Origin of the sequence: Oculatella sp. LEGE 06141 (assembly GCF_015207605.1) — a bacterium.
In the GTDB taxonomy this organism is placed as follows: domain Bacteria; phylum Cyanobacteriota; class Cyanobacteriia; order Elainellales; family Elainellaceae; genus Oculatella.
In genome coordinates this window covers 12,432-37,257 of record NZ_JADEWO010000058.1, presented here as the reverse complement: position 1 = coordinate 37,257, position 24,826 = coordinate 12,432, and the positions used below count along the sequence as shown (strand labels likewise).

Annotated in this window: 17 protein-coding genes; 6 read left to right on the top strand and 11 right to left on the bottom strand. The window is 43.9% G+C overall.

From position 1 onward, the window contains the following. Positions 1 to 219: 219 nt before the first annotated feature. The 6 genes from IQ268_RS26150 to IQ268_RS26125 form a co-directional block, all read right to left on the bottom strand. On the bottom strand, positions 220 to 2,436 hold the full coding sequence (locus tag IQ268_RS26150; protein ID WP_193885372.1) for a hypothetical protein: 2,217 nt from the start codon (positions 2,434 to 2,436) through the stop codon (positions 220 to 222). Then, positions 2,420 to 3,262, bottom strand: coding sequence for a TnsA endonuclease N-terminal domain-containing protein (locus IQ268_RS26145; protein ID WP_193885370.1), 843 nt, complete (start codon positions 3,260 to 3,262; stop codon positions 2,420 to 2,422). Before IQ268_RS26145 ends, IQ268_RS26150 begins: the two co-directional genes overlap by 17 nt. 17 nt (positions 3,263 to 3,279) lie before the next feature. Next, the gene (locus IQ268_RS26140) at positions 3,280 to 4,692 is read right to left on the bottom strand and encodes a TnsD family Tn7-like transposition protein (RefSeq protein ID WP_193885368.1); all 1,413 of its coding nucleotides are present in this window, start codon (positions 4,690 to 4,692) and stop codon (positions 3,280 to 3,282) included. 75 nt (positions 4,693 to 4,767) lie between these two features. Next, positions 4,768 to 5,238, bottom strand: a complete 471-nt coding sequence (locus IQ268_RS26135) for a TniQ family protein (RefSeq protein ID WP_193885366.1) — start codon at positions 5,236 to 5,238, stop codon at positions 4,768 to 4,770. Positions 5,239 to 5,293: 55 nt separating this feature from the next. Continuing rightward, positions 5,294 to 5,611 (bottom strand): hypothetical protein, encoded by a 318-nt coding sequence (locus IQ268_RS26130; protein ID WP_193885364.1) that lies wholly within the window; start codon positions 5,609 to 5,611, stop codon positions 5,294 to 5,296. Further along, positions 5,605 to 7,611, bottom strand: coding sequence for a TnsD family Tn7-like transposition protein (locus IQ268_RS26125; RefSeq protein ID WP_193885362.1), 2,007 nt, complete (start codon positions 7,609 to 7,611; stop codon positions 5,605 to 5,607). Before IQ268_RS26125 ends, IQ268_RS26130 begins: the two co-directional genes overlap by 7 nt. An 875-nt stretch (positions 7,612 to 8,486) precedes the next feature. On the opposite strand from IQ268_RS26125, the gene IQ268_RS26120 reads away from it, so the two are divergent. Beyond that, positions 8,487 to 10,325: a hypothetical protein gene (locus tag IQ268_RS26120; RefSeq protein WP_193885360.1), complete on the top strand. Its 1,839-nt coding sequence runs from the start codon at positions 8,487 to 8,489 to the stop codon at positions 10,323 to 10,325. A gap of 300 nt (positions 10,326 to 10,625) precedes the next feature. Here the strand turns inward: IQ268_RS26120 and IQ268_RS26115 are convergent, their stop codons facing one another. Next, the gene (locus IQ268_RS26115) at positions 10,626 to 11,852 is read right to left on the bottom strand and encodes a hypothetical protein (RefSeq protein ID WP_193885358.1); all 1,227 of its coding nucleotides are present in this window, start codon (positions 11,850 to 11,852) and stop codon (positions 10,626 to 10,628) included. Continuing rightward, positions 11,840 to 13,300, bottom strand: coding sequence for a Piwi domain-containing protein (locus IQ268_RS26110; protein WP_193885356.1), 1,461 nt, complete (start codon positions 13,298 to 13,300; stop codon positions 11,840 to 11,842). Before IQ268_RS26110 ends, IQ268_RS26115 begins: the two co-directional genes overlap by 13 nt. Positions 13,301 to 13,481: 181 nt before the next feature. Here IQ268_RS26110 and IQ268_RS26105 point away from each other — a divergent pair, with 181 nt between their 5' ends. Next, positions 13,482 to 14,666: a transposase gene (locus tag IQ268_RS26105; protein WP_193885354.1), complete on the top strand. Its 1,185-nt coding sequence runs from the start codon at positions 13,482 to 13,484 to the stop codon at positions 14,664 to 14,666. Positions 14,667 to 14,684: 18 nt separating this feature from the next. Here IQ268_RS26105 and IQ268_RS26100 read toward each other — a convergent pair whose 3' ends face one another. The 3 genes from IQ268_RS26100 to IQ268_RS26090 all read right to left on the bottom strand — a co-directional run bounded on the left by IQ268_RS26100 (position 14,685) and on the right by IQ268_RS26090 (position 17,407). Then, positions 14,685 to 15,530, bottom strand: a complete 846-nt coding sequence (locus IQ268_RS26100; protein ID WP_193885352.1) for a hypothetical protein — start codon at positions 15,528 to 15,530, stop codon at positions 14,685 to 14,687. A 64-nt stretch (positions 15,531 to 15,594) separates the two neighbouring features. Beyond that, positions 15,595 to 16,239 carry a hypothetical protein gene (locus IQ268_RS26095; protein ID WP_193885350.1) on the bottom strand — a complete coding sequence of 215 codons (645 nt, stop codon included), beginning with the start codon at positions 16,237 to 16,239 and terminating at the stop codon, positions 15,595 to 15,597. Continuing rightward, positions 16,226 to 17,407, bottom strand: a complete 1,182-nt coding sequence (locus IQ268_RS26090; RefSeq protein WP_339383589.1) for an XRE family transcriptional regulator — start codon at positions 17,405 to 17,407, stop codon at positions 16,226 to 16,228. The genes IQ268_RS26095 and IQ268_RS26090 overlap by 14 nt, the downstream gene beginning before the upstream one ends. A gap of 165 nt (positions 17,408 to 17,572) precedes the next feature. Here IQ268_RS26090 and IQ268_RS26085 point away from each other — a divergent pair, with 165 nt between their 5' ends. From IQ268_RS26085 to IQ268_RS26070, 4 genes are all read left to right on the top strand, one after another. Beyond that, complete coding sequence (locus IQ268_RS26085) at positions 17,573 to 17,740, top strand: hypothetical protein (protein ID WP_193885348.1); 168 nt, start codon at positions 17,573 to 17,575, stop codon at positions 17,738 to 17,740. A 307-nt stretch (positions 17,741 to 18,047) separates the two neighbouring features. Then, complete coding sequence (locus IQ268_RS26080) at positions 18,048 to 20,780, top strand: GNAT family N-acetyltransferase (protein ID WP_193885346.1); 2,733 nt, start codon at positions 18,048 to 18,050, stop codon at positions 20,778 to 20,780. 178 nt (positions 20,781 to 20,958) lie between these two features. Next, positions 20,959 to 23,550, top strand: a complete 2,592-nt coding sequence (locus tag IQ268_RS26075; RefSeq protein WP_193885344.1) for a DrmE family protein — start codon at positions 20,959 to 20,961, stop codon at positions 23,548 to 23,550. Continuing rightward, positions 23,547 to 24,806 (top strand): hypothetical protein, encoded by a 1,260-nt coding sequence (locus tag IQ268_RS26070; protein WP_193885342.1) that lies wholly within the window; start codon positions 23,547 to 23,549, stop codon positions 24,804 to 24,806. The genes IQ268_RS26075 and IQ268_RS26070 overlap by 4 nt, the downstream gene beginning before the upstream one ends. The last annotated feature ends 20 nt before the right edge of the window (positions 24,807 to 24,826 follow it).

The window sequence follows — 24,826 nt, the reverse complement described above, 5'->3', positions numbered from 1 at the left end:
CATTGCCAAGCGGTGGAACCGACCGATTCAAAATTGGAAGGCAGCGTTGTCACATTTTGCTATCCTATTTCCAGGACGCTTCAACTTTTGACGATCTAAAGGCTTACACAAAAATTTGACCACTCTCAGGAGACAGTGCTTCGATGAAAGGATTACCTTTGTGTGTACGGCAATCTGGCTCACGGTATTCAGCGAATTGAACTAACGGTGGAAGTTCTTTCATGTTTTTTCCTTATCTTCATTTGCTAATTGATGTAAGAGACTCAAGTGACTGGGGGGAGCTACATACTTCTTCTGCTCGATCGTAGGTTGCTGGCTCTGTTTAGGAGGTAGAATTGATTGAGAGGTGTCCACTTCCTGGGCAGTCTTACTTTGGGTATTTTGGTTTCTCTGCTCACGCTCAAATTCGCGATCTAGTTTTGTATTCTCGCGAATTCCCTTTTTGCGTGCATTCCTACTTAGTCCACTCTCTTCTACAGCCTGCTCAGTTCGCTCAACTGCCGCTTTAACAGTTGCATTATGATGAGTTTCTTTCTCAACTAAAGGTTGCTGTTGTCTTGCTTCTTGATCTCTAGCTTCCTGAGCATCATTTGCACGATACACCTTAATTTCGTGGAAACTCAATCCTACAAACTTTTCTGTTTTATTCTTTGCCACTTGGTGACAAGGAGCTAGGTTGCCACGCCCCAAATCCAAATAAATTACAGTGGATTTTTCATGAGGATTGTAAGATATCCAAACCTTCTCACGGCGCTTCTTAACTGAAACGCGTTGCCTTGCTATTTCTATTTCTTGCTGCACTTCAGCTAAGTCACATTTATAATAATTGCCCTCGAAAGTCAGTCCATAAGTGGTAATAGAAGCTTCTGCTCTAGGTAATAAATTTGAATGAAGATAACTCTGGTCATGATAAGTGAGATAATTCCCACGATTTTCAATTCCCCAATTCCAAAGCTCAAGAGGAATTTTCTTAACTCCATCAGCGATCATGAACAAGTCATTGGGATAGTCAATAATATATTGGTACTGGTTATAGAATAATATTGCTCTCAGAAGCAACCGTCTGAACTCGTATATGTTTAGACAGGCATCTAACCGATAGTCCTTGTCCCCACGTCCGCAAACTTTGGGTACCGAGCCGGGTGTATCTCCACAAGCCAAGCAATTTGCTATGTGGATTAATATTTCCACAATTCCTTTGAAATCCGGTCGATAGGGAGGCGCAATAGAAAAGTTTATGCCTGTTGAGCGCGTGACGTGTGCAAGGTTTCGAGAAAATGCGCCGCCTCTATCGATATAACCCGCGGCTGGAGTTCCGACACAAGGCCACTGATCCCTATCAATATCAATTCCATACTCATCACAGTATTCAACTTTATCTAATGCAGCATTTTCGATAGTTAACTGATAGCCAATCCAGCTTTCCTCTTCAAAATTACAAACGGCTCCTACAATCATGTGGCTAAACCAATCAACACCAATACAAAGGTGCGCTCGTCTAACAATATCAGCAGGATTAAGTAGGCTCGTTAGATAAGTGTTAATTACCGTAAAATCAAATCCATAGATTGCACCCGGTCCATAGGCTCTTGCTGTCGCATTCTCAGATAAAGGTCGGCAGTTTGCATTGAAGCGATTCTCACCAACAGCCGCTCTCTTTAGTTTTACAATGTCAACATGATTGGAGCAATAATATTGAAATTGCCGTGGACTTGGAAGTTCCTCCTTAGGCGGTAAAATTGCTACCAGCTCTCCATCTCTTTCCTCATACCCTACATTAAAGAATTTCTTATTAGCTTCTCTAAGGGCTTTCTTTTGTGTTTTTTGTTCCCCGCTCTCAAGCAACTCTCTCGCGTACTCAAAAGCCTCAACAACTTCCTGAGTCTTGTTAATACCTGTACGCTCACCATCTCTACTGGGTCTACCCCATTTTTTATCTTCTGGTTCTGCAATTCTTTCTTTGCCTTTTCCTCCTTGCTTATGTGAATCAAAGGTTAATGCGTTGATACTTTGTCCTCGCTGGAAATAAATACGCACATAGGTATATAGCGACTGTTTTGATACTTTGGTAGTTTCGATAACATCTCTAATCATCTCTCCCCTTTTACGGGAATCAAAAATATCTGGAATCCCACTAACAACAAGAGATTCAATTAAAGTCCAAATTTTATATCTTCGCGCACAACTTTTTTTAGAAAGAACATGATCAGGAAGGACGTAACAAGAATACGGATCACGTTCTAAAAAACGAATTTCGCGAGCGGCTATAGCGCTCTGTAGGCTCTCGTACTCCAACGTAATTGTTTCTAAGCTTTCAATATGAAGCCTAATTACAACTACTTTAGTAGGTGGTACATCAATCCAAATAATTCTGTAGATTTCATGCTCCTCTGAGTCTGATAGCCATTCAAAAATTCGATTACGATAAATCTCCATACTCACCTTCAGTATTTATAATAGACAGGATATTACATGGCTCAATGAGAAGATTCATATCAATATTCCAACGTTTATTGGCAATAAAGTGATAGGCAGCTCTCAAGCTAGCTCCTTTTTCAGAACCTTTGAAGCCTAAAGCTTTATCACAATCTCGCGTGAGATCGCGTAGAGGTGTATCCTTAGCGTTAACTTTCGGAGTCAGCCAATCATAGATATCAGTAACATCTTCATTGGTAAGATTGATTCTCTTTAAATTATAGAAATTGTGAATGTGGTCCATGTTATCGACAAGTTTCCCTGGCAATTGTGGTTGCGTAACAATTTTCCAATTGATATTTGCAAGCTGCCAGTAGAGACGTTCAATCTCAAATAGTTGCCCAACCCGAGTATTTCTAACATTCAGCTCCTCAGGATACTTAAATGTTCGGGCATGATAGACGATGCCTTCTGATGTCAGTACTGTAAGCAGGAAATCTGTGGTCATGACAACAGGATGTTTTGTTATTGGGTGAACTGGGTGTTTAATTCCTGCTGTCTCTGCAATTGCTAAAGTTTTTTCTAGTGGTAGGGGAAACTGTTCCCGAATATCGAGAATACATTTAGACCATTCATAAACTAGAAAACAATACTTTTCTCCATCGCTAAGCAAATGGTGATCTCGCCCATCAGTTTTCCATCCAGCTATAATGTGTGAGCAACCTCTAGAAGTAACATCTAAAACGGTTAGCCAAGGTCGGTAGTTGAATCCCTCCCCTTGTCCCCTTCCCTCTTTGATTCTTTGCTCGATACTTTCTTTGGAAATATTCCATCTGTGTTTTGCCACTAGAAATAAACCTCACTTTATATATTTTGGGGAGTAAAAGACTGTAACGCTACAGTAATAGCCTTCTGTACGCTCTCTAAAGTCTCGGTATGAGGGCGTATACCAGCCCGACATGCAATCTGGCGATATGTAGGATGAATACCTTCTTGGCGAAAGCAATCAGAAGCCCAATAAACTCGACGTATGAAAAAATCTTCCCGAGACTCTACTGAGCTAACTAAGGCTTGATTTGCTAGAGGTAATCTTTGAATATTTTGACGTAGTCTTGTGTTTCCTACCTCTATAGAAATTGCTCTCGCCGTTACTCTTATAGGTCTGCCTATTGAATCCTTTAAACGCTTTGCCGCTTCCTCAATAGATATCTTTAAAGCAGCATCTTTTTCATTCCAATTCGATGAGGAAGAGAAATCTCTCTTCCTCACTGTTGGAAGGTGTTCATTCAACCATTCCTTATCATGTTTATATAGCCATGAATAAACTCGTCCGAACTGCTGCAGCAATGCTGTTCTACCTAAATCAGGATTAAGCTCACGAATCGTTAACCACTCGCTTCGATACTCCTGAGCGCTTGGTGGCGAAAAAACTTTAGAGGATTTGATTGAAGTACTCAACTCTAATACTTCAACTCCTTTGCTTTGACGAGGAAAATCAAGTTCTAAACGAGTAGCTTGGCGCTTTATTGTTTGTGAATCAACTTTTAGAAAATCGGCCATTTCCTTCAATGTAATTTCTGAGTTTCGCCACATCTTTTGCAGAGAACTATCCCACACTCTTCCATATTCTTCCACTGAAATAAACCTGAAGCGATCTTCCTCAGAACGATCTGGACCCACTCGACTATACGTAAAACCACAATTACAGCAAAAGATGCCTTTTGCATTTCCATAAGTATTCTGTACAACTTGACATTTTTGAATTACTCGTTTTAAGAAATGCTGACAAGCAGGGTTGAGGCAAGGCCATGGAGAATTTCCGAATGGTTTGATTTCAGCGGAAACCTGGAGAAAATCACTTATGTTATAACCTAGGAAAAAAATTATCAGTAAGTGATATAAAGGGTTTTGAAAGGCAGAAGAAGGACGTAGTGTTCTGAGAACCCAATTACTGTGAGTTGACTCTCCAATTTCACATTGAAGTGACTTCAACAGTTGACCAGGGTAGTAGTCTTGAATTGCTTCAAGTAATTTCTTCACTCGAAGCTTTCCTAAATAAGTTGTTAAACCTTTGTTAAACAGTAAGGACTGGTAACGTCTTTGGACTAATTCAGAAGTTAGTTCTACATCATGTTGGTTAAGCAGCCAATTTACATTTTGTGCTATTTTGAGAAATATTTGATGCGAAAACTTCGATTGATCGATTGGTCTAACTTGCGTTATGCGAATAGCTTGCTCTGCCGAACATACTTTATCTAGCTGATAGTAACTTCTCATTTGTACAAAACTGTTTTCTAGAAAGACATGATGATTTGCACAAACTCTAACCCCAATAATTTGATGCTCTCGGTGTCAATATTTCTCCCCATAAATCTTCACGTCACCCTCAGCACATAAAGGGCAAAACTGAAGAAAATCTGACCGTCTAATTCTTCCATTTAGAGAGTTAACAGCTGCGCTAGTTCCTTTGATGAGAACCTGCTTTAAGTTTTTGGCTCTACTCTCTGAAAGAAAAGGTATATAAAAAGGAGCAAGGGTATTTTGGTTAATTATCCTATCTTCTGTGTAATGATGTCCTAAAGGTAGAATTGTCATGAGATACTCAAGGTTGCTTGCAAGGCAAGACAAGTTTCCTAAAGAACCTTTAAGCTTTAATAGACTAAAGTTAATTCGTGGATTTGGAAAATTCATATGATCAAATAGACGGCAGATGATGCTGTGAAACGTTTCTCCTGGATAGCTATTAGGAAAATACGAAAGCTTGAAAGATGAAGGAGCCAAAGAGCTAACTAAGGTATTTTTATTACTTGTTTGGAAAGACATAGAAAATTTAGCTGTTAATGATTTGAATGAGTCCGCACCATGTAAATAGTTGCATTCAAGAATATAAATTCCAGTGTGAAAATTTTGAAGCGGTTACAGAATTTGCATTAGGCGCGCAAACATTACTCTTCAATGGTTCTGAACTTAATCCATCAATATCTACAATTGGGAAGGCTAAATCAAATTTTTCAGAGGTATATGAGCTTTTATTCCGGTCAAAAACTTTAAACTCAATATACTTTTGCTGATTGGCTGAATAATTAGGTTCACTTTTTCTCCAGCCAAGACACCTACGTGAACCACCATTTACTGGCATCTCAGAAATTGTTTGCCTAGTTACTTTCTTATGACTATGGCTTGCCTTGCTTAGCATTTCTCCACCTCCATAGAGTGTATAAGTTCAAAAGAGGTTAAGACAGTAGTAATTGCTGTCTTAACCTGTGCCATTTCTGCAATGTATGGTTTGAGATTCGCGTGTCTTACAATTTGCCAATGTTTGGGCTGAATACCCTTCTGGCGGAAATGATCAGCAGCCCAATCGATTTGCCTGATGGCAAATTCTTCAGTTGTCTCAATTACTACAGATAAGACACCTGCTGTAAGCGGTAGCCTATCGAGCTGCTTCTGAATAAGGGCTAAATATCCGCTGTCGCTGCCGATCGCTGTTTTTGTGAGCTTCTGTGGTTTGCCAGGAGTGTTTCGTAATTTTTCAGCAGAAGCTCTCACAGCAGCAGCGATGTCAGCATCTCTCTGCTGCCAATCAATGAAGGCTGAAAGGGGTTTGCGTCGCTTTAAAGGTGGAAGATGAGACCTCAACCACTCTTGGTCGTAGAAACTTAACCAACTGTGAACTCGTCGATGCTTTTCAGACAGATCTGATCTACCAGCATCGGGATTTTCTGCTAGGATGGCTAGCCATTCATCTCGATACTGTGCGAACTTAGTTGAAACAACTGCTTCTTCCAATTGTGGCCGTGGTGCAGTTGTTTTTCGAATTTGCTTAGAGGTTTTTCCTGGGCGAGGATATACAAGATCCAAACGGGCAGCTTGATATTTTACTGCCTGGGAGTCTGCACCTAATCGAGTTGCCATTTCTTGTAGGGTGACGGTTGAGTCTTCCCAAAGCTTCTTGAGAAGCTCTTCCCAAACATGTCCCCATGCTTTGATTTTGCCAACTCGAAACTGATCTTCCGTCGAAGAGTCAGGCCCCATTCGTGAATACGTGAATCCACATTCACACTTGAAAGTTGCAGTTAATCTTCCACCGTGAGTTTTATCATATTTAAGTTCGTAGTCTTTTAGTCGTAGCTGTTTATAGTAAATACATACGGGGTTTAAACATGGCCAGGGACCCGTACCAAAAGGATGCAGTTCATCTGAAAGTTGAAAAAAGGATTCCGCTGTGTGACCTAGGAAGTGAATTAATAGGAGATGGTGCAAAGGTTGTTGTGAGTGTTTCGGTGGTCGGACTAATCGAAGCAACCAGTTACCAGATCCTTTAAGGTCAGATTGAAGTGATCTTAAAAACTCATCTGAGTAATGATTTTGAAAAGCCTCCAGTAATTGCGTGGTACGAACATTGCCTTTATGGTTTGCAAAACCACGATCAATCAGTAGCAATAGGTAGCGATTATGAATGGATTCTAACCCTGGTAATAAACCTGGATGATTGAGTAACCAATTTGCATCTGATGCGATCTTGATAAGGCATTGGTGTGAAAAGCTCGATAAATCTAAGGAACGAGGCACTGCTACTTGAATTGCCTCTTCAGCAGAGATTAGTTCATATCGAATGCGCCGACTTTGTGTCCGAACTGTACTGTTCTCTAAATGAACTAAATGATCTAGGCAAACCATAACACCAGGTAGTTGGTGTAAACGGTGCCAGTAACGCTCTCCATCTCGTTCCTTATCTTCGATCGCACATATAGGACAAAAACGAAGAAAATTGGGTAAACGAATACAACCGCTTGTAATTCCCGATCTCAAGTAGGCTTTTAATCCTTCCCCACCTTTCATATCTTCACGCAATTGATGTACCCTCTCCACTGGGTAAAAGGGAGTAAAGAATGGTAGAGGGGTATGCTGATCAATTAGCTGATCGGCATTGTAGCTGTGTCCAACTGGCAAAACAGAAATTAATCTATCCAAATGACTTGGCAGGGCATTCAGTGTGGATATGCCTGAAGTTCCCAGGATCTCTTGGATAGCAGCTTTAGGATTCGGATGGTGTGTATGGTTCAACCAACGTGACAAAATACTCTGTAGTGTTTCATCCCAATAACCACATGGGAAATAAGCTTGGCGTGTGTTGTCAGAAGAGTCAATAGCTTGCTCTCTATCTATGTATTTCTCATTGGCAAGCAACAGCATGACAACACATTACCTCATGTATTTCGAGAGATACTTTCTAGTGAAGGATGGTTCTTATGAAAGACTACTTAGTCTAATCTGAATCCAGTAATTACTTTTGAGAATGGATCTACCAGCATTGTTAATTTAGGTCTTTGAGGGTTACAGCCTGAATTACTCATCTTTTGGCAACCGATAGATTTGATCCAGTTAAGCAATCTCAACTTCTGAATTTTTTTAAGACAAAACCATGTGCTTGACTTGACCCATTTAATTATGTGCTGATTAATAGATTGACTTCTCTCCCTGATGAGATCGGTCTTGAACTTTCTCGATTTTGCACCACATACCTCTGAATTATCAGTCAAGACTGAATATGAGAGGTTTTCAGTCTGCTTTAAGTAGACATCAACTCGTGTTGAGTCAATGTAATAAATATTCAATTTTGGAAGTTGAGGTTGTTGTTCTGAAGTCATGGCAGTTATCTGGTAAGAATGTACCAATGTTTCTAAAGGAGAAGAAGCATATTGCTCCAACCCTTTTAATCCTGACCAAAAGTACCAAATTCAAAATTTAAAGTACAGCTCATTTATCTAAAAATATACAAAAGTTTAAATCGCTAAAAACAGTTGTTAGCTTTAGTTGCAACAGAAAGCTCTTCTATCCTGATATTACGTAGCGTTTGCTCCGTTCGTCTTGCACTCAAGCAAACCCCATTTGTTACGGTAACTTCACCAGCCAACGAGGTTGCTGGCAAGGCTTTTACAAGCGCTATGTGCCCAAATCCTAAAACAACCACAACCTACAACTGAAGAATTGCTCGTCAGTAGAATTTCTAGTCGATAAATGGCTGAGATCCTTCGCTGTCATTTAATTCTGACGTTATTGTCTGCACGATGAAATTTTCAAGTTCTGATCCTAAATCGTTATTCGATATTTGGAATCTATATCAGTCGGAGGTTCAAGAAAGCCAACCCAAGCAAAAAGCGAGCGTTACCCTATCGCTGGCAAAAACTGCAATAATTCGTTACACGTTGCCTGGTTGGGGACTTGAGCCATCTAAGCACGGGCGTGTCACTGCCTGGGAAAGCTATCGCGGCATTTCGTTCATGAAGGGGGTAGAGTTGCCGCAACTTTCGCATGCATTAGAAATTCAGCAACAAGTGTTTGAGGCGCAGCAAGTCCCGCTTGATGTTCAACGCAATTACCGATCTGCTCTTAACCGTTTTCTGGGATGGTGCCAAGAGCAACATTGGTGGAAATCTAAAGTACAGCATGTTTCGCCTAAGCGCCACCCTCGAACGGATCAAAAGCCGAAGAAGTCTAAATCGCAGCGCCCGAAATATGCTTTAGGCTCAGTAAAGGGAGATTTCATATCGAAAGATCTTGAATCTGAACTTGAGGCTTTTCAAGACTTTCGTCGAAATGAGAATGATGTTCGGCAGTCCACTGTTGAAAAGGACTTGAGACAAATTCGCCTTGTTTTAGGATGGCTTCATCGATTTAAGGAGATTCCTCTAGCTAGCCTTAGCCTCAGACAAATGATTTCTTGGGTTGATATTGATTCCCCTGCCCTAAGCAAAGATGAGGCTGAAGAGGCAGCATTCGCAAATCTCGAACTGATCAATGAATATATTCACTGGCTGGAGAGTACTGGAGAAGAAGGAACAGATGCGTCCAGCACGACAAAAAATCTTTATACCAGTATAGATGCCTTCAGAATCTTCTTGATCGTGGCTCAGTTTATTTATCGTGAGCGATCGCAGTCACAGCCCCAGTCATTAGCGGTAAAGCGCCATCAAGATGTTCCGATCGTGCAGCTTTTACGTCAGAATCTAGCCGACGTTCAATCAGTGGCAAAGCAGCAACGTTCTGCTCAACAGGAGTCGAAGCAGATCCCGGACTGGTCCGAGTTTTTAGCAACAACTGAGCAGATGAGGCAACACTGTGCGGTGGGAATAGTTCATACCTTCCCTGCTAGAAAAAGTGATATTGATCCTAGCCCTCACCGGGCACTTGCTGAGATCGCCTACAATTATCAATGTTTCATTTTGGCAGCATTTTTCTGTTACCTGCCGCCTCAACGTCAACAGGTATGGCGCAATTTAAATTTTATTGGTTTGCGTAGAAGCAAGGATGAGATTTACGCAAATCAAAATCCTGAGATTAGTGGGTATCTCTACAAAGAGGACGAGCAATGGTGGCTTTATCTATTCAAGGATGAATACAAAACAAGTAAAGCCTACCAAAGTTTGCTGGTTAAAATGCCCAATATTCAGTACCAGGACGGTCGGTGCTTCTATCAATATCTCAATGAGTGGCTGTTTGAGTTCGAGTATGAAACTTCGAGGGGAATAGAGAAAGTTGATGGTTTAAGAAAAGTGTTCGATCCTCAGCACGAATATGTTTTTACACAGAGGAATGGAAAACGGTTTGTTCACGCCAGTAACTTTAACAAACTCCTACAGTCTTCTTCGTACGAAATTTCAGGTGAATCCCTTACTCCCGAACTTCTCAGGCAAATGTTTGCTAATTATATTTCTAGTCAGAGATTTCAAAGAGATTTTGTGCCTTATTTTGGGGCTTGGACGAGCCATTCGTTGGAGAAATTGAATGAAATGTATTATGATGTCTGGCTTGACTCAGAGTCTGCTAGCTTAGGAGTTGAAATCGCGGGGAGGGCGGCCCAAAGCTCTGTAATAGACTTGTTTGCTGATGATCTCGGAAATTCTTGATATTTTTCATTTGAAAAGATTTCGACAATTTTCATTCAGAAGACCTGTTGGGAAATAATGAAAGAAATCACCGAAATGCTTGCACAAACTAAGTTTCAACTGTTCTGGGTAAAAGTCGCCCAGACACACGCTAGTCAAGGGTTCCAAAAATCTTTGAGCTTATTCCCAATAACTTTACTGCCTCATTAATCATGTATGGGTTTTGAACTATTGTCAGGTTAGCTGGAGTACAGAAGCTATCGCTCATCTTGCAATTGTATACATCCTTTCCTCAGCTTGAACTACAACATAAAGGGGAGACTACGTCGTCATACTTCCGGGACGGGAAACTATAACTGCATCAACAACCCCTCGAAGTTGTCTCAACCCAGCTCGTAACAGATCATGCTGCTCAGATCGGCGGGAGTCATCCCAAATAAAGGCGATAATCTGGCTGTAGCTGGAGTTCTCAACCAGATAAAGCCCAGAGTCAGCAGCGATTTGTTCGATCATGTCTTGAGGGCTATCATTCGATCGCATAAATTTCACTTCAATAATCAGCCTCAAACAGAGGATACCAAGATCTGCTCGTGGATGCATCTGTCCAACTGAGGGAGTGTAGTCTTCATCTGTTAGATCAGGAAAGACCGGAGCTAATAGCAGATAGAGAAGGTTCTGAACATGGTATTCATTGTCAATATGCCACTTCCGAGGTTCACCTCCTCTGGTTCGTGCTCTTTCCTCCCATGTCCATCGCCGTAGTGCAGCAGGTACGCGAGCTAAAATCCGGCAAACATCCTCGATCGAAGGGCAAAATAGGCTTATTGCTGGGGCCATCTGCTGAATAGAGTCAAGTGCTGCAAGGCGAAGAGCAGCACGGATAGGTGGCACATCCGCACCACAGTTGCGCTTAACGAGCGAAAGAGTATCTATGTAATCTTGATAGTTTGAATCAAGAGCGTCAGGCAGCATCCCTTTTGAACGCAGGGCGACTCGAACGTCAGCAGATTGACTACCAGTGGGTAGAAACATTACGTTTGAGTTTTCTTGCTGTTTAACAGCGCAGAGTAAGCATTTCTGCCAATCGTCTAATCGGCTCTGAAAACTCTGGTTGATAACGCTGTCTAACCATTCATTGACTTTGGCTTTAACTGCGACATCACTAGCAAGCCTTGCCCCTAACGAAATGCCCAAGAGTCCTACAGGATCGGTGCAAAAGTCCATTGGTTGCCCATCAATAAGAGGCGCACGCCCGGAAACCCACTCTAGTCCAAACTGAAGTGCTTCCCGTTGAGAGTCTTCTAAAATACCTGCTGCTGCGGTAAATCCAAGAATCGCGACATCTCGATAAGTTCTTTGCCCACCTGTATGTTCCGCTGCTGCTTGGGCTACTTCTCTCAATCGAAATTCAATGTCTGTTGCTGGAAGAAGCCATGCTGCAAACGCTTCATCCAAATTGCCTTTTCCGCAGAGACTCTGCAACTCCCGCGACAGTTGTTTTCGTGCATCACTTAAGAGGATTTCCTCGGGGGATGTTACAGGAACCATCTTGTTTCACCAATTCGCCCTAACATTGCATTTGAATTCCATCGCGATACCGTTCCTAATTGGCCTAACATTCGTGCAATCAGTTCTGAATAAAGAATAGTCACTGGCATTGGCGCAGGGAAGAAGCTACGCCATGAGTGGCATGAAAACGTATAGACTTGACGGGCAAGATAAGTCGTGTCATCGAAAGTAGATTGTCGATGAAGGCGGAGGAGTAAGGGAGATGGAATACCATCTTGAGGACGCTTTACTTCTTTGGCTCCAGTCAATGACATCAGAACCTCAGATCTCGATAGTCTCAGAAATAACCCACGTGTTGGAGCAAACATCCCTTTGCTGTTGGTACGTGTCTCGTAATCCCACACACCCTGTTGTGCTTCATCAAACAGCATAAATGGATGGTCTTCCACGACGTGGATGAAGGCATAGTCCACGTCATAATCCCCTAACTCATCCATGAGTTTTTTAACTGCCTCGGCTTCAGCATTTTTAAGCGGTTTAAATGCATGAAAGATGAGACGAACATGGTCTTTAGGCTGCCAATTCATCGATCGTTTCACTTTGGAGATCGTGTCTTGCAAAGACTCCAGCAGTGCATCTTGGTAGTCTGCAACTGGAACTGCTTGAGATAGGTTGGAGAGCCTATAGTTTCCATCTCCAGAAAAAACCGTGGTAATGCCAACGACTCGTTCTCTCTGTCCTAATCGCCCCTTACCAATGAAAGCACTACCAAGCCCGAAAACCAATTCATGCGCGATCGTCGGATTTGCCTTAATCAACCATGGAATGCCGCCGAGTTTGGCATACGTCGCTAACGCCATGATGTTGAGAACATAACAAAGACTACGGTCGGGAGCGTCAATGGTTTCAATCTCGAACTCTTGAACAGGAATCTGCTCAGCCAGGAAAGCTGCCTTAGTTGTGAGATAGGGATTCTCATCCCCATACAAATTGTGAAACGCCTCATCAGTTTGGACAAACGCCAAGTTCCATCGAAATCCCTCCTTCGTTTGGTGGGCAAGTGCTTGTCTGACTGCTCGATCGTAAGCTGCGGCAGTGCTGTCATCAGCTAGAAAAAACTTTGTCTCAACATTCTCAAGCGCATATTTGTGGATGAATCCTTTCGCAAAGGGTTGCCTTTTCGGAGGTCCCTCTTTGTTTAGCTCCGGGACTGTGACTCCATTCAGGAATTTATAAAGAAACTGCTCTACCCGACCTTTCCTGGTTCGTTGGCAAATTACACATATTCGTGGGGTTGAAGGCGTGAAAGTTTGAGCAGTATAGGGTCCATACTCACTTAATCCACCATCATTCCATCGGGTTGTCTTCTCCCCAGTTGGAGCGAAGACGTAGGTTACAGCAGGAGCATTATGAATTGCTGGGAAATTATCAAAACCTTCAGCCAGAAATGCCTGAATTGTGAAGGGAACACCCGGAAGTAACTCCAATGATTGATTGGAGAGATACTGTACAACGCTCCGAAGTCGTCGAAGACGATTTGAACCATTTCTAAAAGCTGCTAATCTGACTGCCTGACAGAAATAGGTGAAACCCAACAAACACGAGGAAATTGGCGAAGAAGGTAGAGAGTCATGAGAGGCTAGAGTTACTACACAACAGCCCAAAATCATGACAACCTCTACCCATTTGTATGGTCAACTATTCGACCAATTGCGTCAACACAGTCGCGTGTGCGATCTGCGCCACTTGAAAGCTCTGGCGTGGATGGTGAGTGCCTTACTCTACAGCGGAGAATTAAACCTGGCTGCATGGGAGCCGTATGTGGTGAGTCGAGCGACCAAAGCACAAAGTACTGAGCGGCGCTGGCAGCGATTTATGGACAATTTCCGCATTAGCGTGATGGCAATTTACGTCCCCTTAGTGCTGGCGGCTCTGAGTGGATGGAAGCAACAGCGATTGTATCTAGCCTTGGATACAACGGTTTTGTGGGATCGCTTTTGCATGATTCACCTGTCGGTGGTGTGCTGTGGACGCGCAGTTCCCTTGTTGTGGCGAGTCCTCGAACATAGTAGTGCCACCGTTGCTTTTGAAGAGTACCAACCCGTCTTGCGTCGTGCTCGGTGGTTGTTGCGGCATCATCCTGATGTGATGCTACTCGCCGACCGAGGCTTTGCCAATCAGCAATTGGTGAAATGGTTACGGCAGAGTCACTGGCATTACGCTTTACGATTACCGTGTGATGTTTTGATTCACACCACACGCCGCTATCCTTGGATGGTTGGGGTGCTCTATCCTCCGCTCGGCGAAGCCCGACTGTACGAGAATGTGGGCTTGTGGCTCGATGGGGAACATCGTTGTAACTTGGTGGTGGCAACGGTACAGGGAGCCAAAGAATCTTGGGCGGTTGTCACCGATGAACCTCCAACTTTGCAGACACTCTGGCAATATGCCTTCAGGTTTCGGGTAGAGGAATTATTTTTGGATAGCAAGTCTGGCGCATTTGAGTTAGAAGACTCGCGCCTGCGCTCTGCTGCTACCCTCGAACGCCTTTATCTAGTCGCTGCCATTGCCCTGCTGTTTGCCACAACCCAAGGTATGGCGGTGCAGCTTGCAGGCTTACGGCAACAAGTAGACCCGCACTGGCGACGTGGCATTAGCTATCTCAAAATCGGACTCCGCTGGTTGCAAGGGGTGATTTATAAAGGAAGAACCTTGCTGCCTTGCGTTCCGCTGTTGCCCAACGATCCTGAAGCTTGTTTCGCCTCCCTCAAAGCCAAGCACGACTACGATGACCACATTTGGTTTCATCGAGTTCGTTCCGTTGTTTGTAAACCTGTTTCTATCCTCAATTAGAAAAGATTTGTCAGGCAGTCAGGCTGCTAATTCCTTGTCTAGGGATTCCTTAATATCGGTTGCCTGTTCTCTAAAAAGCCGATCAAGGCAGTAATTAAAGGCTTCTCGTCGCGGTTCCAGAAAAACCTCATTTGCTTGAACTGAGATAATGCCCGATCGCGCATCTGTCAGGGTCAAAACATCCCCAGCTATTGACTGAACTTGACCCAACAGTTTTGGATAAGGAGCCATACGGCGATCGCTCGACTCAACCCTTTGACTTACGTAAAAGCCAATTGGCGAAATCCCTTTCTCGATAAGGGCGCTGCATGGGAGTTCAATCCATCTTTTGGTACGGGCATTGAGAGCGAGTCCCAAAGACATGGGTTGTTGGTCGAAGGATACCGTTCTGATGGCAGCAATGTATCGAGGGCAAACACTCAACCAATCAGGAGCCTCCAGACCAAAAGGTGGCAAGACCTTTGCTAGCAGATTGTCTTTAGCTGGATTCGCAACGAATTCAATCGGGTCATACTCAAGAATTCTCCGGTTTAATCCATACAGAAAATTGATTAGTGCATTACGAACTAACGATGCACAGAGGTAGAGATTATTGGAGAGTTTGACCGTTTCTGATGTTTCGCCGACAACCTCAGCTTCAGAAGCGATCGCAACCGATAGAATTTGGTTCTTCTCTCGATGAAACAGGTGAGTGTCCGAATATTGCTGACGAAGCGATCGAAGATAGTCCCTGTCTTTGTATGGAGTAACACCAACAATAATTTCTGCATCCTCAAAATGGATAGGCGCAAAGTTGAGCACAAGTTGCCTATCGGCACTCGCATTTCGGGAAAAAGAATTGGATCGCTGTCTTTGAACCGCCATGATTAGGACTGATAGAGAAGGAATTTAGCAAGGACGATATGATTAGTACAAAATTAATATGTTTTCAGTCTGTACAAGGTAATTTGCTTTGAAGGGTCAAAAGTACGTCTTCGGGCAAGATAAAGCGAACATTTCGCATTCCCTCAATTAATTCTTGAAAGTCAGATGGAGAAGGCTTTGTCTTATCAATCCACTGCGCGAGGATATCAGGAATCGTTAGGAATGAGATGCCTAATGATTGAGCAGCTTGGCAAGCACGTTCATCACTAGAGAGAAACACGGCAGTACCAGCGTCTCTTTGAGCCAAAACTAAGCAAGCAGCCTCTCCACGACCGATACCGTAAACTCTCATCAACTCCTCGCGCCTGGGCAGTTCCTCCAGTGTTAACGGTTCAATAAAAAGGCTCCCCGCTCCAAGATGGCGGGGAAGTTGGGTCGCGTTTTCTAACCAAGTCTGCAATCGCTGTCCCTGTAGCCCTGGCAGATTGCTTGCGCCGCGACGGGCATAACGGATTCCTCCAGCTAGTTCGCTCAGGTCGTCATCTAAAGCACTCAAAGGAAGGGTGTCTTCGTCCTGGTTGTAGACTTCGCAAGGAAAGCAAGCCCGTGAAATGCTTAACGCCTCCATCAAAATTGAGATGCCCTGAGAATGTCCGAATGTCAGCACCCTCAGGACAACTGTGTCCAGAACACACTTAGATGTAGACATCCTCCATCTCCTCAACCTCCCCGTCACCAAGTCGCTCTTCAAGTTCCAGATCGCTGATGCCCATCATTTCTGCAACTCGCCGAAGCGAGAGAAGCCCATTGTCGATTGCGCGATATCCTAGTTCGAGAAATATGCGAGGCAAGCGCTCCTCAGGCGGTAGAGGACGTGCCCCAAACTCAAAGGGTGATGGTTTGTAACCCAGGGTTTTGGCTAACGCAATTGGTTTTGTTTTTAGAGCGTCACGAGGGACACCTAGCTTACGCTCCATATCTAGAGAATGGAGAGTCGCATCGTAGCTGACACCAAAATAGCGAGCAATGTGAATGACCTCTTCGGGCTGCTTGACTGTCTTGATGCCTAATACATCTAAACGTTCTTGCAATCCTTCCCGTGGAATCAAGAAGTAGGAGGCAAAGCGATTTGCGAAGTCTTCGACCAAGTCTGCTCGTTCTGAGTCACGACATAGAATTGCTGGACGATCCCAGTGAAATAGGCTGTGCGCCATCTCATGGCAGAGCGTAAATGGTTCCCTTGTGTAGGATTGATCCTCGTTAAAAACGACGATCGCGCCCAATTGCGGATGGAGGAAGAACAACCCAGAGAGAACTGGCTCTTCTTTGCCAAAGGGGATGCCAAACACCTGGTAGCCTTGAGCATCCAGAAATAATTTCACATTCAGCAAGGGAGCAATACCCAAGTTGTAATAGCGACGGACTTTTTGGGCGAATTCCGACACTTTATAGTCGGCATAGCCTTCTTTGGGAAGAGATGGGAAGGGTGGATGGGGCTTACCGGGAAAGGGTAGCCCTGTGATCGCGTAGAGATGCTCCAAATCATGAATTCGCTGGATCAGCTTGGCGACCCCAGCCTTCCCAGCAGCAGACAGCGTATTTGCCAGCGATCGCAGTGCCATTTCCCAATCAGTTTGCTGATCGGTCTGGGCACCGGCAAAAAAGTAGGTGATGGGTACAGCATACAGACGAGCGATGCGGTCTAGTGTCAATGCCTCAATGCGTCGCTTGCCTCCCTCGTACTGACTTAAAGCAGCGGAAGTAACTCCTAATGCTTGTGCAGCCTCCCCTTGTGCAAATCCTGCTAATTCACGAGCTTGCCGAAGCCTTTCTCCCAATTGAATTTCGGGCGATGGACGATCAGTGGCTTTCAGCACAACTATCACCTCCTGAATCGGTATCTTAACAATTTGTTATTTTACTCTAGTGACACTTCTGATTTTAACAGTTTATTGTGGAATCAGGGAAGTCCTATAGCCATAGAGTAACTTGCCTAAATTCTTACTCAGTTCACACTAAATATAGCTAGGGAGGCTAAACGCATGGCAAAGAATACGAACCACAACTATCGTCGGGGTGCAGTTTCGAAGCGCAGCCAAGTTCAAAACCCTATTACTGGGCAATGGACAAAGCGAAACGCTGAAACTGGGCAGTTCATGGATGGTAAGCAGGACGGTAAACCCTTTAAGGGGATTCGGAAGGAGGATTAACCCAAACTCTGATTACAGGCGATCGAGGGGATGTTCAACCTTTTTGGGAAGCATCCCTGAAAAACTCTTCAACTTAGCCTGTTGTAAAGAGGATCCAGTTTTTCGCCATCTACCGATCGGGCAAGCTTGTCGGTGCAGGTCACTCAAGGTCTATTTGTCAAGTTTTTAATCAAAAGTAGAGACTTGTCAGGGATCGCTTAAACTAGGAAGGCTTGGGCAAAGTGATTTGATGCGGCTACAACGTGGGGGTGAACAAGCAATTCAATTACGATTAGATACACCGCAGGCCGAGGTGGTAAAGGACACCATGAACGCCGACGAAGTAGCTCAGTACGTCGGTTTATGTTTGTTATCAATATATAAATTTGCTAAGGAAGGGAAGATTCCCGCCAAGAAATCAGGGCGGAACTGGGAGTTTAACAAGCAAGAAGTTGATATTTGGAAGCAGCAAAGGGAACAGAAAAAGTTAAACCAAAGTAACCATAGAAACCTTGGCAGAAATTCCCGAAGACCAGAAGGGGCGATGAGTGTCGGGGAAGTAGCCACTTATTTAGATATATCTAAACCGTATGTGTACAAGCTTGCTAAAGAAGGGAAGATTCCATGCTGTAGAACAGGTCGATACTGGGAATTTGACAAGCGGGAAATTGACCTTTGGAAACAGCAACAAGCATTAGAAGAAACAACCCGTTCTGAACATAGAGCAATTAAAGGAAAGCGGCTGAGAACGGAAGGCACTATGAGCATTAGTGAGGTAGCCGAATATGTAGGGCTATCCTATCCCACTGTATACAAGCTTGCCAAACAAGGAAAAATTCCCGGTGAAAAGTCTGGACATTACTGGGAGTTTGATAGACAAGAGATTGATGCTTGGAAGCAACAGAGAGAAATAGAAAGCAGTCTGATTGCTCACCAAACTTTTAAAGAACTAACAGTTAAATCAACTACTCCTCGCGGATACTTAAAGGAGATTAAGTTTGCTGAGAGTGAGGCAAAGTTAGTTTTACCTCGTTCCGCTTGTGTCTCCAATGGAGATCGTGTGCAATTAGGAGATAGTAGTGCTGCAGTCATCTGTAAAAATGGGCTAGCCCAAATTTTCCCTTGCTATGCAGTACTAGAAACATTACAAGTAGGAGGGTTAGAACTAGAGTTTCTCATTAAAGAGATAACCGAGCCGGAAGAGTTTGAGGCATACCAAGCTTTAGCAGAATTTCATTATCGAAGCCGTATTCCTTACGGACGTAAAGCAACTTTAATTGTACGAAACTTCCATCCAATCTATCCCAAAATAATTGGCTATATAGAGATAGCGACTTCGTTTTACATGAATACTGCTCGCAAGGCTATTTTAGATACCCAATTTAAGGTAGATGATATTGCTTGGGACAGGTGGGATAAGGAAACAAGCCGCCAGTATATTCACACAATAGTTCGCATTTCTCGTTGCGTAGTTTATCCAGAATTCCGTGGTTTAGGGCTGGGGCAATGTCTACTTAAGCATGCTGCAGACTTTGCTCGCAATCGGTGGCAAATGTCTGGTATAAAACCCTATTTTCTAGAGATTTCTGCAGATATGCTAAAATTTGTTCCTTTTGCACAGAAAGCCGGAATGAGTTTCATTGGTGAAACAGAGGGGAACCTAAAGCGTGTTGCAAAAGATATGAAATATCTACTCAAAAATCTTGATAGGGTAGAGTTGGGGGAAATTGTAAAGGAAGAATCTTGCGGCATCTTGGATCAGCAAGTGGCACGAATGAGAAGGGCAGCACTGTTAATAGAAGAGCAAGGATGGACTATTGAGGAATTAGTAGAACGTTTAGAAAAGCTATCTCATGAAACAGTTTTACGGGATTTCAATCTATTTCACGATATTGTTAGTTTACCTAAGCCAACCTATTTTCAGGGATTAACATTGGAGGCAGAAGATTTTTTAAAGCGGCGAATTGAGGAGGTTGCCCCTAAAAATGGCTACATCTCTTCTCCTCTCAATTCAGAACCCATTAACAATAAGATTCTGCTAGAAAAAGTATCCTTAACTCATGTTTCTCGTGTTCGTCGCACACAACAGAGCCATGCGATCCATCAAGCGTTTAGCATTTCTCCTGATGATATAAGTCACAAAATTATACACAATCTGTCTTTGACAATAGAGCCAGGTGAGGTCGTTCTAGTTACAGGCTCTTCTGGCTCTGGAAAGACAACTTTTCTTGATCTTCTTCTAAACAAAGAAAAAATTGGTTTATCTGGAAGTATTGAATTACCAGATAATTATCGTCCAGGATCTTTCTCTGCTATTCGCTCTCAGCGAGCCTTGATCGAGGTACTGAGTAGACAAGATATTCGCTCTACTTTACACCTGATGGGATTAGTTGGTTTATCTGACGCTTTTGTTTACTTGAAGCGTTTTGAGGAATTAAGTAATGGCCAACAGTATCGCGCCAAGTTAGCTCAATTGATTGCTAGTAATTATAATGTTTGGATAGCTGATGAATTTTGCTCAACTCTCGATTTAGTTACTGCTAATGTTGTTGCTAATCGGTTACAGCAGATTGCAAGACAGTTGAAGGTAGTATTGATTGTAGCTTCTTCTCAACCAGAATCTTTTGCTCAAGCATTACGACCTGATAAAATTATCCAGTTAACTACTGCTTGGGAACATCATGTAATTCCTGGTTCTCAATTTCTTGAATCTCTGCCCACCAGATATTCTAATTTTACTGTGCAATCTTTAGGCATTGCTGCTAAGTACTTACCTCTAGTTCGTTCCGGCCAAAAGCGTAGTACAGCCCGAAAAGGAAGATTGAAGTTTAAGCAAGGTTTACTTCTGCTAAGTGCAAAAACAGGGGATTTTGAGACCGTCAACGTTACGGGCGTAAGACACACTCGCTTTCGGTGTCTTACAGAAGAAGACGCGCATGAGGATGGTTTTACAAGTTTAAGTGAATTACAGAAGGCTTTACTGGAGCACTACCCGGACCTCAGTGCTGATGGATGGGTAACAATAGTATCGTTTAATACAAGCTGCGGGAAAAAGCGGTAGCGCATTTTGCGAATTTCGTCAACTACTCTCGGTTACGTTTATACATAAATTCAAAGGGCGTTGCTTTATATCAGTAATATGATTTGAATTTGACAAAAGTGCGTTCTTCTTCTGATAAAGGGGAAAACTATATTTATAGCCTCAGAAGACGTGCCAAAAGTCAAATTTAGGTTAGCTCATGTTCTGGACATGGTTGGAAGAAGCATTTACCAAGTTGCCGGGATGTGATGATGCCATCTTTGAGGGACTTTGGCTAAGCAGACGACTGAAATTTGGAAACCAGACTCCTGATGACTTTGATGAATATAGCGCCCGCTTAGTGTGTGGAGCGTTGAGAAACTGCACCTGTTTACTTATAGTCCTTCCTGATTCCCAAGCGAGCCGACCTTCTCTCCTATTTTCGACCGCTCTGATTCGATCGTGGTATGACGCATCATTAAGTCACACGCATGGTGAATGCGACTTTCATCGTCAGAAAATACTTTACTTTGGCTCGACGATTGGGATTCGGGGACAAATTTCACAAGTCAGGGTAGACAGTAACGGTTGGACGCTGGACTTATCTGAGGTTTTTCGGCAACAGGATATTGGGAGAAATCAGCAAAGGGTCGGAAGAGGAAGACGGGCAAGAAGCAGCAATTTTAGTGAATCTCGGTCTATTCCTTTACCAGAAGTAATAACTGTCTATTCGCCAGTTGATCCTGTCGCTGCTGTGGAACAGCATAGCCCTCAATGGATTGCGATCGACTGTAGTGATGCTGAGAGCCTAAGATGGCTGAAACCACTTCTACAATACAGTTTAGAAAGGCAGATACCGATACTGGCGTGGGGGCAAAACCCTTTATCGGAGTGTGTTAGTGAATTCGCTGAATGTGGTCACGTGTTTACATGGTCAAGACAACCAACGTTGGTAATTGCCCCACCATCTCAATCGGAATGCAGACTTCAGTCATATCTTTATCCTGATAGGACTACTCAGATTCAACCTATCGTTTTGGAGGGCGCAAGTGCTAATAAACTAGCAACTTCCTTGCGTGAAGCAAATCATCTGTTGGCTAGTACATTTGAAGTTGCATCTGGGAGGTTTGCCAGGGATGCCATTCGAGTTCACTGGAAATATCTTAGGGCGTTGGAGTCATTATCGGTTCCGCTTGAATTTTATGAAGCAGAGGCACCACACTTCTGGGGGCTGAAGTCCTTGAGGCAATTATCTGATGAGTGTGAACATTTCCGTAAAGCTTGTAACCAGACCATGACGAACTTGGCTGCAAGATTGGAACAGGTTCATGCTCTCTTGGAAGCCGCAACCGAACATATTAAAAATTCAGGCTCCCCTCTATGGCAGGTTCTTTGTGATCTTGTGGTAAACGAGCCACCCGCCGGAGAAGCTCGCCTCGTCATTTTTACCAGTCAGGCAAGGAAGCAACTATTTTTGCTGGCCTTACTGGCAAGATATAACCGCACTGAGGAAAATCTACATGCTGTCAGAACACAGGTTTTCAGTTTGGATGAACTTAAGAAACTGAGGTGTCAGTATGGGGCTTCTGCAAATCTGGAGGAACCTCTAGGCATCTTAACTATTGATCAAACATTACGTTATCATCCAGTTTTTGTCGGTCTGCCTAGTCCGTTGTTGACACCTAAGCTGTTACCTGTACTGTCACAGCAAAATATTGATTTCTTGTTGTATAGTCATCAAACTTCTGCACTTGCTCGTCAGTCCACGAAATGGGCAAGACGATTTAACCCTGATCTCTCAGACACAGTTACTCTTTTGAGCCAACTAAGTGGACTTGAAGTACCAGAGGGCATCCCTTTGATGCCTCCAACTCTAAATTTAACTGAGTTGTCAGGTCTAGATGCAGGAGATATTGTAAAACCGCGATCGCTTGGAATCAAACCTCTTTGGCAACCGGATGATCCTGTTAGTGAAATAGCACGATTATTAGAATCAGAACAAGCCCTGGTTGAAGATGAGCTAGACACGGAAAGACAGTTTCAAGAAGATTCTGAGACGACCATCGCATTAGAACAAGAATCTTGGTGTGAAAGTGCTATCGAGGTTCACTTTGAGCATGACTGGCACGTTTGTTTTGCGCCTGACGATAGGATTAATGTCATTGTGACGGGTGAAAAGGGGCAGCAGGTTGACAAGCGGTATATACGGTCATTGAAGCCAGATGATCGCGTAATTGCTATTCCTGATCAACGACGTCAGAGTCTCTACGACTTGATCCTCTCGCGGGTTCATGGACATCCCACCATTGAGTTGCATTTAGCACTGATCCGGCGATGGCAACAGGATTTGGAATTAGCCTATCGAAGATGGCGATTGCATGGTGTGCGGAACTTAGACGAGTTACTCTGGCAAATGCAGCGCCGTGGAAGCACTCTCACTCATCCGATGACTTTGAGAGGATGGCTATCAGGAAATATTTTGTGCCCAGAAGATCCTGATGACTTACGCCGTTTAGCAGAAATTCTGGAGATGAGTTTTGTTGTCTCTCATCATCAGAGAATCTATCAGGCAGCTAAGAGAGTACGAGGCTTACATCGGGTATTGGCTCGTCGTTTGAATAGCTGGCTTGAAGAGCAAGCATCTGGCTCGGTGAAGGCAAAGGACGACGATGTGCTGGATGCTGAACTGGGAATCACATTTGGTGATTTTCGCAACTCTTTGTTAATCCTGCGGGTTCAAGAGGTTCAGCCTATTATGGGATTGTTTCTACGCAGTAGTTTAGGGCGATTTGAGAGGACTAACCTGGAATGACTAATACTGCCTGGACTTCACAAGAGGAAAAAGCTCTAGCTGAGTATCTTGCTGGTCGAGTCTGCGATCGCGCCCTTGGACGATCTGAAGATGAGTGTCTGCGGAATGCCCCTCGCGATGTCTATTTCATCGGCAATCTGCGCCCCCGCCCTATGGATAGCGACTTGGGTGAGTTAATTAATAAGCTGGCACCGATGGCGTTTGGAGCAGAGTTTCGGTTTCAGCCTGGGAGTGATGAAGTCATCATTCAAGTCAAAGCCCAGTGGTCATGCTACTATCGAATATTTCCGACTTTTCCCCAACAACGAAGGCATCAACAGCAGGTAATTGAGCCTGAGAATAATTCTGAATCATCTGAAGCCATCTCTACTGCAAGTACAACTGCTTCTGGTTCGACTGCTCAGCAGGTGACTAGCACCCAGGAAGAACCAGAGGATGCAGACCACTCCCTGGAGATTGAGCAAGAACAAGAGGAACAACGGGCTGAAGTAGAATCTCCTGAAGTGGCGCAATCTAGCCGTGATCGCCGTCGTGGTCGGGTTCCTCAAGATTCCCTAGCAATTCGCTATCGTAAAATTCTCTGTTCGGCTGCTGGTGAAGTCATTTTGCGGCGTGATGCGGCTGGTGATTGGAGCCGTGACATCAGTAATTTACAAGCAGCATTGGATCAGGAAACAGCTAGAGCACAGCAGGTTGCTTTGGGTGATTCTGATCGAGTACGAACGGCTGGAGCACCTGATGACAAAATCAGAGTGAGAGAAGATGCCCTTGCGTCGGAAGCAGACTACGAAGCTTTTCTGCGATCGCTCCAAACCGATGTTGTTCCAGTTTGGCAGTGGGAGATTGCTTCGGAAGTTCGCCCCAACGACGAATTAGGTTCAACCGATCAAGTCGTGGCGATCGAGTTTGTCAATGCTTCTCCTCAAGCAGATAACCCAAACATTGAAGCTTTTCTGTTCGATGCTCAAGCTACATTTATATTCGCAAACGCGACAGTACACCCCTTTGAACTGGAACTAGCTCCGCGTGGATTTCGTTATAACCGAGACCTTTGGGGACGCGGATTTAATTGTGCGGTAGAACGAGAGCAAGCAGATGTATTCACGACGACGCACACTCCTATCTACACGCAGATGCGTTATGCCACCCAAACAAATCCTCCTGCTCGTTTTTCTGACCTAGCAGGCGATCGTACTCAAATTCTTCAAGTTCTCAGAGCGATTGTCACTGAGATGGAGAACTATCGACAAAATTAGGAGCAGGAGCGCCAAAACTA

Bases quoted from the DNA above. Each gene is read 5' to 3' on its own strand.
- IQ268_RS26095 (WP_193885350.1), bottom strand. From the start codon at position 16,239: ATGTCTACATCTAAGTGTGTTCTGGACACAGTTGTCCTGAGGGTGCTG.
- IQ268_RS26125 (WP_193885362.1), bottom strand. From the start codon at position 7,611: ATGCTGTTGCTTGCCAATGAGAAATACATAGATAGAGAGCAAGCTATT.
- IQ268_RS26130 (WP_193885364.1), bottom strand. From the start codon at position 5,611: ATGCTAAGCAAGGCAAGCCATAGTCATAAGAAAGTAACTAGGCAAACA.
- IQ268_RS26085 (WP_193885348.1), top strand. From the start codon at position 17,573: ATGGCAAAGAATACGAACCACAACTATCGTCGGGGTGCAGTTTCGAAG.
- IQ268_RS26150 (WP_193885372.1), bottom strand. From the start codon at position 2,436: ATGGAGATTTATCGTAATCGAATTTTTGAATGGCTATCAGACTCAGAG.
- IQ268_RS26115 (WP_193885358.1), bottom strand. From the start codon at position 11,852: ATGGTTCCTGTAACATCCCCCGAGGAAATCCTCTTAAGTGATGCACGA.
- IQ268_RS26070 (WP_193885342.1), top strand. From the start codon at position 23,547: ATGACTAATACTGCCTGGACTTCACAAGAGGAAAAAGCTCTAGCTGAG.
- IQ268_RS26075 (WP_193885344.1), top strand. From the start codon at position 20,959: ATGTTCTGGACATGGTTGGAAGAAGCATTTACCAAGTTGCCGGGATGT.
- IQ268_RS26105 (WP_193885354.1), top strand. From the start codon at position 13,482: ATGACAACCTCTACCCATTTGTATGGTCAACTATTCGACCAATTGCGT.
- IQ268_RS26080 (WP_193885346.1), top strand. From the start codon at position 18,048: ATGAACGCCGACGAAGTAGCTCAGTACGTCGGTTTATGTTTGTTATCA.
- IQ268_RS26100 (WP_193885352.1), bottom strand. From the start codon at position 15,530: ATGGCGGTTCAAAGACAGCGATCCAATTCTTTTTCCCGAAATGCGAGT.
- IQ268_RS26120 (WP_193885360.1), top strand. From the start codon at position 8,487: ATGAAATTTTCAAGTTCTGATCCTAAATCGTTATTCGATATTTGGAAT.
- IQ268_RS26135 (WP_193885366.1), bottom strand. From the start codon at position 5,238: ATGTCTTTCCAAACAAGTAATAAAAATACCTTAGTTAGCTCTTTGGCT.
- IQ268_RS26140 (WP_193885368.1), bottom strand. From the start codon at position 4,692: ATGAGAAGTTACTATCAGCTAGATAAAGTATGTTCGGCAGAGCAAGCT.